12 protein-coding genes are annotated in these 13,782 nt (G+C 62.6%); 1 reads left to right on the top strand and 11 read right to left on the bottom strand.

All coding sequences use genetic code 11. The annotated features are described in order from the left end of the window. Window positions 1–3 precede the first annotated feature (3 nt). Window positions 4–1,866, bottom strand: coding sequence for a glutamine--fructose-6-phosphate transaminase (isomerizing) (gene glmS / locus G9U53_RS00310; protein WP_003940837.1), 1,863 nt, complete (start codon window positions 1,864–1,866; stop codon window positions 4–6). Between the two features lie 112 nt (window positions 1,867–1,978). Here glmS and G9U53_RS00305 point away from each other — a divergent pair, with 112 nt between their 5' ends. Next, window positions 1,979–2,818: a dienelactone hydrolase family protein gene (locus G9U53_RS00305; RefSeq protein WP_003941000.1), complete on the top strand. Its 840-nt coding sequence runs from the start codon at window positions 1,979–1,981 to the stop codon at window positions 2,816–2,818. Here the strand turns inward: G9U53_RS00305 and G9U53_RS33265 are convergent. The 10 genes from G9U53_RS33265 to eccCa form a co-directional block, all read right to left on the bottom strand. Continuing rightward, entirely contained in the window at window positions 2,779–3,063 is a 285-nt protein-coding gene (locus G9U53_RS33265; protein ID WP_003940907.1) for a hypothetical protein, read from the bottom strand. The genes G9U53_RS00305 and G9U53_RS33265 overlap by 40 nt on opposite strands. Continuing rightward, on the bottom strand, window positions 3,060–4,208 hold the full coding sequence (locus tag G9U53_RS00300; protein ID WP_165638190.1) for a hypothetical protein: 1,149 nt from the start codon (window positions 4,206–4,208) through the stop codon (window positions 3,060–3,062). The genes G9U53_RS33265 and G9U53_RS00300 overlap by 4 nt, the downstream gene beginning before the upstream one ends. Beyond that, a complete protein-coding gene (locus G9U53_RS00295; RefSeq protein WP_003941002.1) occupies window positions 4,205–4,510 on the bottom strand; it encodes a hypothetical protein in 306 nt (101 codons plus the stop codon). The genes G9U53_RS00300 and G9U53_RS00295 overlap by 4 nt, the downstream gene beginning before the upstream one ends. A gap of 110 nt (window positions 4,511–4,620) precedes the next feature. Further along, window positions 4,621–5,958 (bottom strand): phosphoglucosamine mutase, encoded by a 1,338-nt coding sequence (gene glmM / locus G9U53_RS00290; RefSeq protein ID WP_007728598.1) that lies wholly within the window; start codon window positions 5,956–5,958, stop codon window positions 4,621–4,623. A 154-nt stretch (window positions 5,959–6,112) separates the two neighbouring features. Continuing rightward, a complete protein-coding gene (gene rpsI, locus G9U53_RS00285) occupies window positions 6,113–6,622 on the bottom strand; it encodes a 30S ribosomal protein S9 (protein WP_007728596.1) in 510 nt (169 codons plus the stop codon). Next, the gene (gene rplM / locus G9U53_RS00280) at window positions 6,619–7,062 is read right to left on the bottom strand and encodes a 50S ribosomal protein L13 (RefSeq protein WP_003940842.1); all 444 of its coding nucleotides are present in this window, start codon (window positions 7,060–7,062) and stop codon (window positions 6,619–6,621) included. The genes rpsI and rplM overlap by 4 nt, the downstream gene beginning before the upstream one ends. A gap of 290 nt (window positions 7,063–7,352) precedes the next feature. Next, a complete protein-coding gene (locus G9U53_RS00275) occupies window positions 7,353–7,646 on the bottom strand; it encodes a WXG100 family type VII secretion target (protein WP_003940975.1) in 294 nt (97 codons plus the stop codon). Window positions 7,647–7,746: 100 nt separating this feature from the next. Next, complete coding sequence (locus tag G9U53_RS00270; protein ID WP_003940986.1) at window positions 7,747–8,052, bottom strand: WXG100 family type VII secretion target; 306 nt, start codon at window positions 8,050–8,052, stop codon at window positions 7,747–7,749. A 184-nt stretch (window positions 8,053–8,236) separates the two neighbouring features. Next, window positions 8,237–9,679 carry a type VII secretion-associated protein gene (locus G9U53_RS00265; protein WP_347570794.1) on the bottom strand — a complete coding sequence of 481 codons (1,443 nt, stop codon included), beginning with the start codon at window positions 9,677–9,679 and terminating at the stop codon, window positions 8,237–8,239. Window positions 9,680–9,735: 56 nt separating this feature from the next. After that, a complete protein-coding gene (eccCa, locus tag G9U53_RS00260; RefSeq protein ID WP_165638188.1) occupies window positions 9,736–13,740 on the bottom strand; it encodes a type VII secretion protein EccCa in 4,005 nt (1,334 codons plus the stop codon). Window positions 13,741–13,782 lie beyond the last annotated feature (42 nt).

Raw genomic sequence — 13,782 nt, 5'->3', positions numbered from 1 at the left:
AAGCTACTCGACCGTAACCGATTTCGCCAGGTTACGCGGCTTGTCGACGTCGTAGCCACGCGCCGCGGCAACCTCGGCCGCAAAGATCTGCAACGGAACCGTGGACAGCAACGGCTGCAGCAGAGTCGGTGACGCCGGAATCTCGATCAGGTGATCCGCGTGCGCCGCGGCGACGGTGTCGCCTTCCTCAGCGATGACGATAGTCGTCGCCCCGCGCGCCTTGATCTCCTGAATGTTGGACACCAACTTCGAGTGCAGGACAGCGCGGCCCTGCGGCGACGGCATGACGATGATGACCGGAAGGTCCTCCTCGATCAAGGCGATCGGGCCGTGCTTGAGCTCACCGGCGGCAAAGCCCTCGGCGTGCATGTACGCGAGCTCCTTGAGCTTGAGCGCACCCTCGAGCGCCACCGGGTAGCCGACGTGACGCCCCAGGAACAGCACGGTCGACGCGTGCGCGAACTGGCGCGCCAACGCGCGCACCGGTTCTGCCGTCTCGAGTACCTTGCTGACCAATGCGGGCATCGCTTCGAGGTCGGCGTACTCGCGGGCGACCTCGTCCGGATACTTGGTTCCGCGAGCCTGCGCCAAAGCCAAACCGACGAGGTAGTTCGCGGTCACCTGCGCCAGGAACGCCTTGGTGGACGCGACCGCGATTTCCGGTCCTGCCCGGGTGTAGAGGACTGCGTCGGCTTCACGCGGGATCTGTGCACCGTTGGTGTTGCAGATCGCCAGGACGCGTGCCTTCTGGTCCTTGGCGTGCTTGACAGCCTCGAGCGTATCGGCCGTTTCCCCCGACTGCGAGATTGCGACAACAAGCGTCGAGCGATCGAGAACCGGGTCGCGGTAACGGAATTCGCTGGCGAGTTCGACCTCGACAGGTAGACGCGTCCAATGCTCGATCGCGTACTTCGCCAACAGACCGGAGTGGTAAGCGCTACCGCAAGCGACAACGAACACCTTGTCGACGTCGCGCAGTTCCTGATCGGACAACCGCTGCTCGTCGAGGACGATCTTCCCGTTCTCGAAGTGGCCGAGGAGCGTGTCGGCGACAGCGGTCGGCTGCTCTTCGATCTCCTTGAGCATGAAGTAATCGTGACCACCCTTTTCGGCGGCCGCGAGATCCCAGTCGATGCGGAACGGGCGTCCTTCTGCCTCGTTACCCGCGAAGTCGGAGATCCGGTAGCTGTCGGCAGTGATCACCACTGCCTGATCCTGTCCGAGTTCAACCGCATCGCGTGTGTGCTCGATGAATGCAGCGACGTCGGAGCCGAGGAACATCTCGCCCTCACCGACACCGACTACGAGCGGTGTCGAGCGGCGCGCGGCGACAATCGTGTCCGCATGATCAGCGTGCGTGAAGACGAGCGTGAACGCACCTTCCAACCGACGAACCACCGACAGCGCACTCTCGATGAAATCACCTGCCGTCGGCCCCTGGGCGTACGCCCGGGCGACGAGGTGAACCGCGACCTCGGAATCCGTGTCGCTCTGCAGTTCGACGCCTGCAGCCTCGAGCTCCGCACGCAGCGGGGCAAAATTCTCGATGATTCCGTTGTGAACGACAGCCAGCTTGCCCGAGGCATCACGATGCGGGTGCGCATTGCGGTCCGTCGGACGCCCATGCGTCGCCCAACGGGTATGGCCCATACCGGACGTACCGACGAAGTGATCCGCACCGTACTCGCCGAGCTCCGCCTCGAGGTTGGCCAACTTACCGGCCTTACGCTCGATCTCGACCCCACCGGTTCCGTCGAGAATCGCGATTCCCGACGAGTCGTACCCGCGATACTCCATTCGTCGCAAAGCCTCCACCACAACGCCCAGAGCTGGGCGGTGGCCGACGTATCCCACGATTCCGCACATGGTGACTCAGGGTACTTGGACATCGGCGGTGGGCGCATTTTGCGGTTCCCGCACCTGGTTGCAGCGTCCGCTCCGCATACACGAGGCGGCTCATCGGATAACGTCTTCAACCGTGGCACCGAAACTGAAGACACTGACCCGTGAGCTGTCCAAGCGCGGCCCGCACCGAGTTCTCCGCGGCAACCTCGCCCTGGCCGGACAGCCGGGTGTCGTGTACACGCCGGAAACCGGTTTCAATCTCCCCGCCGTTGCCTTCGCGCACGGGTGGATGGTCGGGTCCCACAAGTACGAGCAGACACTCCAGCACCTCGCTTCCTGGGGAATTGTCGCAGCGGCGCCCGACAGCGAACGCGGTCCGGTCCCGTCACATCTCGGATTGGCTGCAGATCTTCGAGCGACGCTCGACATCTGCGTCGGCGTGCGACTCGGCCCCGGACAGATCAGCGTCCAACCCGATCGGGTCGCCTTTGCCGGTCACGGCATGGGCGCGGGCGCTGCGGTACTGGCCGCAGCGCAGCGCGGGGATGTCGGTGCGGTAGCCGCACTGTTCCCGGCCCCGACAGCACCCAAGGCGGAGAACTACGCGTCGAAGATCACAGCGCCCGGATTGATCCTCGCCGGCGAAGACGACGTCGATTCCTTGACCAGCAATGCCCGGCCGCTGAGCGTGGAGTGGGGCGGTCCTGTCATCGCACGTACCGTGAACGACGCCCAAGACGCCGGACTGATCGAAGGCCGCCGACTCCTCGGCGCCCTGGGCCTCGGTGGATCCGAGCGCAAGACACAGGCCGCCACACGGTGCCTGCTCACGGGCTTCCTGTTGTTCCATCTGACCGGCGACAAGAAGTACAAGGATTTTGCTGATCCCGACGTCGAGATTCCGCACACGGCGCCGTTGCTGCCGGTCGAACCTCACTCCGACGCGCGGGCCAGCCAGCTGTTGCGTAAGTAGGAGTCCGTACTCGCCACCGACTCCGGCGGCGAGCACGGCGGCGTCGGCGTCGGCTCTGACGCGGATCGCAGATACGGGCCGGACCTGACCGGCCCATCCGTGTCATTCTCGGCGGATGTCGTTTCGGACGGCGGCTCCTGGTGCGATTCCGCGCTCGCTGCGGCCACTCTGCGCTCACGGAAGTCGTCGAGTTGAGAATCGAGGGTTCGACGGATCGCTTCGAACGGCGCGTGAACGGACTTCACAGCGGACCAGCTCCGGCCAACTCAGCGCCCGTCTCTCCGTCGGGAGCCACGATCGACTCGTCGGGGACTGTGGAAGGCGGCTCCGGGTCCGGCGCGGCCGAGAACTCGGCGTTGGATTCAACCGGCACCTCGTGCTCGCGAATCTCAGGGTCGGGAGTTTCGGGCTGGAGTGTCGCAGGCTGGGACGCTTCTTGCGGGCGCGCCTCGTGCAGCGACATCTCCGGATCGGCATCGAGCACTATTCTCGGCCAACCATTTTCGCTCAACTCCAGGGTGGCCGACACAGAGTTCCCGTCAGCACCTGCAACATCCAGACTCACCCCACGACCGTCGGACGCAATCGAGAAGCCCCAAGTGTTGCCGCCGATCGAGAAAGAGACAGGAGCTGCGGCGACACCGGATGCACTCGGCTCGGCTATCGGAAAGGTTGACGTGAACGCGTCTGTCACCCACTGGGTCGCGGCGTCAAAAGCATGACCAACCGCGCTCGCGCACTCCGCACACGCCCTGTCGAATTCATCGCGAGTATCGAGATACGCCGAACGAAAAACCGTGTCCAGCCATGGCGCCGCACCACGACCGGTGGAAGCGACGTGAGTCAACTGGTCGATCTCCCCCGCACCCAGACCGCCGATCGTCGCCCGGTCGAGGCTTGCCACCTTGAAAGCCTTGTCTGCCAAAGCCGTTCGAACCGTCCGCGCGAACTCGTCGGCCAGCGTGATCAACAGTGGCGCCGAATCCGCATCGGACCGAGCTTCACGCCGCGCCGCGAAGGCATGATCTACGACCGCACCCACGCCGGAAACATTCCACACTGCAGGAAGATTCTCCGCCAGGGTCGTCAGCATCGCGATCTCGGCGACCGAACCGTCCACCGCTGCGGCCATGTCCGACGCATCTCGCATTAGTGCCTCGAAATCGATACCAGCCTCTGCGCGATACGCATCCTCGTAGGACGTAAGCATCCGTTCTTCGAAGCCCAACCGAGAGGCCAGGTCGTGAAATCGATCGAAGAACTGCAGTCCCCTCGCACCAGCATCCAGGATTTCGTCAGGACGCACGCGCGAATCACGCAGTGCAAGAATATCTTCGACGCAATAGTAGCTGTTTGGTACTGCCTGTGCGGTACCGCTCGTCGGTCTCATGAGACCGACCCGCTGGAGTCTCGCAATCGCTGCGCACCCTGACCGTCCACCTCAGCGATCACCTCAGCCGAAGAGGAAAGCCGACGCGCCAACGCATCGAGAAGATCGGCACGCCCCGTCAAGCGAGAATTCAGGACCGCCAATGCCGACGCCAACGCGGCTCCATGCTCGGCGTAATCACGGCCCGAAACGGCACCGCTGAATCGCAGACGCCTGATCGGCTCGGCAGAATCGCGCAGAGCCTGGGCCACCGACACCGCATGGCGTGCCAATTCATCTGTTCCAGCGCGGTCGACATCCACGAGCGCTCCCAAGTTTCAACGGAACCACTCGAACGTCGAGCGGCCTTTGACTCCTTGGACGCAGCAGGGCGCAATTACGTTCCCTCAAAACGCGAACGCGTAATGAGGGGCTAAACCGAACCGACGATCTCGGCCAACTCGTCGGCCAGCTTCTGCGCGAGCGGAAGTTCGGTGGCCTCGACCATGACGCGGACCAGTTGCTCTGTCCCGGACGGGCGCAGGAGCACGCGACCACCGTCACCGAGGACGCGCTCTGCGTCCGCGACTGCTGCGAGTACCGACGGCGATGCTGCGACTGTCGCCTTGTCCCCGACCTTCACGTTGATCAGAACCTGCGGGAGGGTTGTCATCGTTGCGGCCAGTGCGGATGCCGACTTACCCGTGCGAGCCATGCGTCCGAGCAGCCGGAGGCCGGTGAGAATCCCATCGCCCGTGGTGCCGAACGCCGGCAACACGACATGGCCTGACTGCTCGCCGCCGAGGCTGTATCCGCCCGCGCGCAGTTCCTCTAAGACGTAGCGGTCACCTACGGCAGCAGTCACGATGTTGATACCGGCCTCGCGCATCGCGATGTGCAAACCGAGATTGCTCATGACAGTCGCGACGAGAGTGTTCTCGACCAACTCGCCGGCGTCGTTCATCGCGATCGCCAGAACTGCCATGATCGCGTCACCGTCGACCACCGCTCCGGTCTCGTCGACGGCCAGGCAACGGTCGGCGTCGCCGTCGTGCGCGAGGCCTAGGTCCGCCCCGTGATCGACTACGGCTTTCTGAAGATTCTCCAGGTGCGTCGATCCGCAGCCGTCGTTGATGTTGAGGCCGTCGGGATCGGCGCTGATCGCGATGACGCGAGCGCCAGCTGCCGCGTAGGCAACCGGTGCGAGCGCGGAAGCAGCGCCGTTGGCGCAGTCGACCACAACGGTGAGTCCAGCGAGTGGCTCGCTCGCCGCGCTCGCCAGATGCGCAAGGTACAGCTGAGCGGCGTCGTCGACCGTACGGACGCGGCCGATCCCGGCACCTGTCGGTAGGACGGGCGGTGCAGTGCCGTCGAGTGCATCCTCGATCGCCACCTCGACAGCATCATCGAGCTTGTGTCCACCGGCTGCGAAAATCTTGATTCCGTTGTCCGGCATGGGATTATGCGATGCAGAGATCATGACACCGAGACTGGCGTCGAGCTTTGCCGTCAAGTATGCAACTGCCGGAGTCGGAAGAACACCCACGTCGAGCACGTCGACACCCGCGGAACTCAATCCTGCGGTCACCGCGGCTTGAAGCATCTCACCGCTGGCGCGAGGATCGCGGCCGATCACGGCGGTCGGACGTTCGTCCGCGGTATCGGCTGTCAGTACGCTCGCCGCGGCAACTGCCAATCTCAATGCAAGATCTGCAGTCAGATCCGAATTGGCAAGTCCACGAACACCGTCAGTACCGAACAACCGACCCATAGAACGACTCCTGAATCCTGTGAACCTCGAGAAGGGAACTCGAGAAGGGAATTTCTCCGAGAAACACAAGAGCGAGCGTCCGGTAACGATGGACGCCCGCTCTTGTGGTGAACAGGTGCCGAAGCAGACCCGTCGGGTCAACCTCGGCAAAGCATCAGCGCTTGGAGTACTGCGATGCCTTACGGGCCTTCTTCAGGCCGTACTTCTTACGCTCGACCGCGCGGGCGTCACGCGTCAGGAAGCCTGCACGCTTGAGGGCCGGACGATCATCAGGGGTTACCTCGATGAGTGCGCGCGCGATAGCCAGACGCAGTGCGCCTGCCTGACCGGACGGGCCGCCACCGTGCAGCAGTGCAATGATGTCGAAAGACTCGGGACGCTCGACGAGCACCAGCGGAGCCTTGATCAGCTGCTGGTGAACCTTGTTGGGGAAGTAGTCCTCCAACGTACGACCGTTGAGCTTGAACTGACCGGTACCGGGAGCCATCCGGACGCGAACGACAGCCTCCTTGCGGCGACCGACGGTCTGGACCGGGCGATCGAGGACGATCGGTGCGAGCGTAGCTGCAGCAACCTCTTCGACGACCTCGACTGCGTCAGAGACAAGCTCTTCCACTGCTTCGATGTTCTCTTCGGACACGTTCTGCTCTTCCGGCGATGTCACTGTGCGACCTGCTTGATCTCGAACGGCACCGGCTGCTGCGCGGTGTGGGGGTGATTCGGGCCCGCGTAAACCTTGAGCTTGCTGCTCATTGCGCGGCCGAGCTTCGTCTTGGGGAGCATGCCGACAATGGCCTTCTCGACGAGACGATCGGGAGTCCTGTCGAGGACCTCACCGACAGTGCGGGACTTCAGGCCACCCGGGAATCCGGAGTGGTGGTAAACGTTCTTGCCCTGCAGCTTGTTGCCGCTGATGGCAACCTTCTCTGCGTTGATGATGACAACGAAGTCACCACCGTCGATGTGCGGCGCGTAGGTGGGCTTGTGCTTGCCACGCAGCAAGTTCGCTGCCTGAACGGCAAGACGGCCGAGCACCACGTCAGTGGCGTCGATGACGTGCCACGTGTGGGTCACATCTCCGGCCTTCGGGGTGTACGTAGACACAGATCTTCCTCGTCTTAATTCATTCCACTGCTGACCATGTGCGTATCGCGTAAACGATCCTCGGCGGCCAGTTGAGACCCGAGAACCGCCGGTCTCCACGCATTTCTGCCGGAGCCCTACGGCACGCCACCGATAGACGATACCGGTCTACCCGCTGCCAGGTCAAAGCGCAGCCATTCCTGCCAACAGCATCATCGTCCAGCACAGCGATGCGAGCGATCGACATGCGCCTGCCCCGGCAACCTGACGGTACCGGGGCAGGCGGGGTGTCATCACGGCATGGGATGTTGTCAGCGACCGAACCCGTTTGCGGCGATCCGATCAGCTTCCTGCATCTTCTCCGAGCCGCTCGCCGTCGCTCCGGCGATCTGCGCGAGAACCATGTTCAGTTCTTCGGAAGCCTGGGCCCAGCGACGCTGTGCGTCGTTCCACGCTTCGGAACCTGCCCCTTCCCAGCCTGCTTGCAGCTTGTCCACGACGACCTTGATGTCACCCTGCTTGTCGTTGATCGCTTTGGCCTGCTGTTTCATCTGATCGGACAGCATTGCGAGGCCGCCGAAGTCGTACTTGATCCTGTCGGACATAACTGCTCCCGGTTCGGTGTGGCTGGAGAGAACTTGTGAGAACTAACTTGTGAGAACTACTGGCTGAGGATTGCTTGATCGGACGATGAAGAGCTGGCGGTCAGGACATGTTCACCGTCGCGCCGCGAAGCGAGCTGACGTTGTCGTCTTCGGTCGAGTCGAAGGTTCCCGCGGCCTGTTTGATCTGCTCGCAGATGTCGGTCAGAGCTGTGTCCAACTTCAGGGCCGCGCTGTTGTATCGCTCCATGATTCCTGCGTATTCGACCTGCGCCGCACCGTTCCACGAATTGTGCGAAGCGTCGGCCTCCGACCGAACAGCGTTGACCAGCCCCCTGATGTCACCGAGATGTCCGTCGATGGTCCCCGCCGAATCGATCAATTCAGCGGTAGTTGCGGTAAAGCCCATGTCGTCCCCCTGGATTCGGTGAGTACCGTTCGGTATCGGCGATCACACACAACGGGCTTTGTCCGTCGGATGTGCACCGGGGTCGAGCGGAACTCCCTGATGTGCGCTACACATACTTTGACGCGACCTTCGTACCAACGGTTCCGGCCCGACCGAAGAATATTTTCAGAACCGACCGATCCGGTCACGGTGTGAATTCGACCGACTGCCACATCCGCAGGCAGTCCGCTTCGAGACTGCCCCACTCACCGACCAGATACTGGCAGCCGATACTCACTTGCCGTCCGTTGTCGACGTACACGTGCCAACGCACCTCGGAGAAATCGTCCGGAAACTCGACGTACACCACTGCCCGTTTTCCTGCGGCATCGTCGAGCACAGAAAACTCTGCGAACCGCAATGGGTCCTCGAACGTCGAAAACTGCTGACGCAAAACGGCTTCGACGGAATCGAATCCCACACCTTCCGCAAGACGTTTCTCGATGACCACGATCTTGCGATCCGCACCCGAACCGGGTACCAAATCGGTACGCCCGCTCGAGGTCCCTCGCGACAGAAGCTTCCAATCGGAAGGCACTTCTGCCGCAACGCTTCCCACGTCCACACGAGTAAGTTCCGGCGTGGCACCGGACTCGATCGACGAGATCGAAGTCTTCGGCGCAGGCGTTTCCTGACCTTTCGACGCCTCCACGATCTCGACTTCGTCTTCCGCCGTGGTTGCGACCGACCCCGCCAACCGAGAATCGTCTCGATCGCGAGTGGACACCACGACCGTTGCTGCGACCGCACCGGCGACGGCGACCACCGCAAGCGCCGCCGCGAACCATCGACGGCCTCCGCGCCGCCCGCCGACGCGACGCGGCGAAGAGGCATTCGAGTCCAAGGAAGGAATCGACTTCGCGCCATCCGTATCGCCTACCCACCCGGCGCCAAAAGCCGAATTGTCGACGATTCGTCCCGAACTGTCCCGCGCGGTTGTCTGGCGAACGAGCGTCTGAGGATCCACCAGAGACGCAGCCACCCGGCTCTCGTCCAGAATTCGGATGCTCGCGTGGCCGTGAACATTCGTCGACCCCCGTTCGAGCGAAGCCGCAACAGCATGAGAGCTCGGCCCGACCAACACCACAGCGTCCCGAACCGATAGATCCCCGATTGCGGAAAACAACCCCGCAACGTCTGCGATCTCCGAACTTTGTGTTCCGTCGATTCGGAGTTCACCGTCGACCTCAGCGACAACAGAAGCGACCACCGTTCCGCCTCGCAGTTCGAGGACGACACACCGCGATCGCCAAGCCGTATGAGCCGACCTCGCCGCCGCGATCGACGTCGGAACGAGTACGACGTCGTGCGCCACTCGACGTGCGGCATCGAGCAATCGCCGCCTGCGTGGGGCACCCCAATCCGAGGGATGACTGAGATGAAGAATGTCTGCGTCGACGATTCCGCACCCGTCCATCGCACTGGAGATCAGCCTGGCCACCTCCAAGACAGTCGGGACAACCCGACCATCCACGTCGACATAATCGTCGTCGATGTAATCGATCGCATTCTTACCGGCCGCACCGGGGCCCGACGCCGGTTCGCGTCGGAGGTCTGCACTGCAACAGAATTCGCGTTGACCCGACACGACCCAGATATTCGATGCACCCCAATGTAACGAGACCGACACTGCGGACGGAGCGGTCACAGCGGTGGCATCCACGGAACTTGGACAAGTTGGGTTTGCGAGCGGGAAACGTAAACCCCACGGCCTTCCGGCATCGCCGACGCGCGGACAGTGCCGACGAGATTTCCCTCGTCACGGCTTCCGCTCATGATCAATCCGGCCGGCGCCATGTCGCGAATTCTCGCAATGACCGGCTCGTACAGTGCTCTGGCCGCACCACCGGAACGGCGGGCAATAACCAGGTGCAAACCGATGTCCTTGGAGTGCGGAATGTATTCGAGCAACGGCGCCACCGGATTTCCACTCGGTGTGGCCACAAGGTCGTAGTCGTCGATCAGTACGTAAATCTCCGGCCCACTCCACCACGACCGTTCCCGCAATTGCTGCTGCGTTGTTTCGGCGTTCGGCATTCTGGCAGCGACGATCCGAGCCAAGTCGACCATCAACTCACCGAAGGTCGTCGACGACGCCGAGTACCCACCGAGGTGATTCCCTTCGACCACGCCCAGCAGGGAATGCCGATAGTCACCGATGATCAGCTTGGCCTGGGCCGGTGTGTTCGACGCGATGATCCCTTCGGCTATTCCACGCACGAGAGATGTCTTCCCACACGCGGTGTCGCCGAATATCAACAGGTGCGGGTGTTCCCGGAAGTCCATGTACACCGGGGCGAGGTCGGTCTCACCGAGCCCGATCGGCACGGTGAGGCACCGACAGTCGGCCGCACTCGGTGAGGGCCACCGGGTCCCGACAGCTTCGAGAAGTTCCGCCCGCGAGTAGAAATCCGGGAGCATCCGCACGGTGGGTGCCGGACGCGAATTCGACATGGCTGCAATACGTTCGACCGTCGCCACCACAGCCGTACTCGAGTTCTCACTACCCGGTAGGCCGTCGATTCGAGGTAGTCCGGTGAGAAGGTGGAGTCCGTCGCGAGTGATGCCACGACCCGGTCGACCTTCCGGCACCAGGCCGGCTTTCCGGCGACCCGCATCCGAATCTCCCGGATCACCCAAACGAAGTTCGATGCGAGTACCCAGTTGATCCTTGAGTGCCGGCCGGATCTCGGCCCACCTCGACGTCGTGACGATCACGTGTACACCGAAGGACAAACCTTGACCGGCGAGCATGTTGATCTGGGGCTCGAGTGATTCGAAATCCGAACGAACGCTTGGCCAACCGTCGACGACGAGGAAGACGTCACCGTACGGGTCCTCTCGGAGTCCCGCAGCCTCACCTTCCCCGGCGGGATCAGCTGTTCGCAATCTACGGAAATCGGCCATCGATTCGATGCCGAGGTCACGAAACAGTCGCTCCCGTTTGGCGACCACACCGAGTACCTCGGCAACTGTGCGCCGGACGCGGTCGGAATCCAAGCGGTTTGCCACCGATCCGACGTGCGGCAGATCTTTCAATCCGAGGAGCGTTCCACCGCCGAAGTCGAGGCAGTAGAACTGAATCTGTTCCGGCGTGTGCGTCATGCTCAGAGACAAGATCAACGTGCGCAACGCCGTCGACTTTCCCGACTGCGGGCCGCCGACAATCGCGAGGTTGCCAGTCGATCCGTTGAGATCGGCGACGAGTAGATCGCGGCGCTGATCGAACGGCCTGTCGACTACGCCGAAGGGTGCGCTCAGATTTCCGCGAGGTTGATCACCGGTCGCCCACCGCGGCAACAACTGGTCAAGCGTCGGAGATGACTCGAGCGGCGGGAGCCACACTTCATGCGCACGTGGACCGTGACCGCGCATGCGGTCTACGAGGACTCCCATGAGAGTACGTGCATCGTCACCGATTTCACCCATGTCGACGACGTCGGGCTCGACGGGAACGACAACGGCCTCTGGTCCGATCACGGGCTTCGCGGTAAACGGCAGCGGCGCCAGTTCGACGGGGGAATCGATCGAGAATCGAGTGGGCACGATCCGCTCGCCCTCGTACGGGCCTGACACGTACGCACCTTGGAAGCGAACGATCTCAGCAGAATCGGACTTCAGGTATCCCGCACCGGGTGTACCCGGAAGGTGATAAGCATCGGGAACGCCGAGGACGGAACGAGACTCGTTCGCCGAGAACGTTTTCAACCCGACGCGATACGAAAGATGGCTGTCGAGACCCCGAAGCTTTCCTTCGTCGAGTCGCTGACTGGCCAGCAGCAGGTGAATGTGAAGTGACCTGCCCAATCGCCCGATGGCCACGAATAATTCGGCAAATTCCGGCTGCTGACTGAGCAGTTCGGAAAACTCGTCGACAACCACGAAGAGTGCCGGCAAGGGATCTAGTGCAGCGCCGGCCAGCCTCGCCTTCTCGTAATCGGACACGTTTGCGAAGTTTCCTGCCGCACGCAACAGTTCTTGTCGACGATTCATTTCGCCGGCGAGCGCGTCCTTCATACGATCGACCATCGCCAATTCCTCGGCAAGGTTGGTGATAATCGCAGCAACGTGCGGCGCCTCCTCGAGGCCGAGAAAGGTTGCACCACCTTTGAAGTCGATCAGGACGAGGTTCAGTGCGTCGGGAGAGTGGGTCGCGATCAGGCCGAGCACCAAGGTTCGCAGGAACTCCGACTTGCCAGAACCGGTGGCTCCGATACACAGCCCGTGCGGACCCATACCGTTCTCGGCCGACTCCTTCAGATCCAGTTCGACGGGGTTTCCGTCTTGTCCGACACCGATCGGCACACGGAGTCGGTCGCGCCCCTGACGTGGAAGCCAGCCATGCTCAGGATTGAACCTCGCAACGTTTCCTATCCCCAACATCTGGCTCCACGTCCGAAGGGATCGGTCGTCGTCAGCTGCGTCGACGGCATTCTGCGATGCCGCACGGAACGGTGCGATGCGACGGCCGAACGCCTGCGCCAGGCTCGTCGTCGCAGCGTCGGGCCTCGCAAAGTTCTCAACTCCTGCGCTGCTCACCGCGCCGATCTGATCGCTACCGACGACCAGTCGCAAACCACGCGTCGCCACCAGCCGCGGGCAGAACCCGCACAGGTCGAGGACGGTCACCGAGTCGAGCCCGGATTCGGACAACAGGCCGGTGTCACCTTCGAGCAAGCCACCGTCCACGACCAGCACGAGATGCGGAACGCCCACACTGGCTGGAGTGTTGCGAGCGAATCGAGCACGCATCGAAAGCGGTTCCCCGAGGGAACTTTCGAATTCGAGATACGAACCGAACACCATGCGTGCAGTGCCGGTGCCGTCCTGAGACTGCGGGTGTTGCACGTGTGGGAGCCACTTGACCCACTCCCACTCGGATTCGGTATCGGGACCGCACACCACCGCAACTTGGAGCGTGTCCGGACCGTGGAATGTGCACAGCTGCATCAACATCGAGCGGACAAGCGCACGAGCGGAATCTCTCTGCCCCTCGATGGACATCGCAGCAAATCCGCGAAGCGAGACGGCGGTCGGCAGGTCCTGCACAACCGAATGTGCACGGACGAATCGCCGAAGTGAGACAGCAGCGACGGGTTCGAGATCCTCGACCGGCCCGGTCTCCGGAGACACGAGTCTGGTGGCCAATCGCTGTGTACCCAGACCTACCCGAACGTGGCAGTAGTCCGAGTCGGTGATCTGACGCTCCCACATCCGCACAGTCCCGGCCAGTGTCCAGAGCAGCGACGGCTCGGGATTGCTCCACTCGAGAGCAGCACGCTGCGCACCAGACGTCGCAGCAACATCACTACGCATCTGATCCAGGTACCGGAGGTAGTCCTTGCGGTCCTCGTTCGCCTCGGACGCTCTTGCTCCACCGCTACGACCGCCCCCGGCGAGCATTCCGAGCATCGACACCATCATCATGACCGGAAACAGCAGGGACATCGGATTGCGCGCCATGCCGGAAGAGAACATCAGCGCCACCATGCCGATCATGGCAACCACCATGATCACCGGAAGTAGTTTGGTCAGTAGGTTTCCCGGCGTGACGCGAGGTATCTCCGGTGGGGGCTGAAGCGTCACCTCGCCGCCCGGTGTGCGCGGCGATTCACGGCGTGCTCGACGCGCAAATCTGACAGTGCTCAATTCACCCACCCCCATCGGTGCTGCAGCTGTTGCCGCCAGGCG

It is taken from the genome of Rhodococcus sp. D-46, from assembly GCF_011290655.1.
GTDB classification, from domain to species: domain Bacteria; phylum Actinomycetota; class Actinomycetes; order Mycobacteriales; family Mycobacteriaceae; genus Rhodococcus_F; species Rhodococcus_F qingshengii.
Note: the sequence above shows the minus strand (reverse complement) of the source record. Positions and strands in the feature narration are given on the sequence as shown.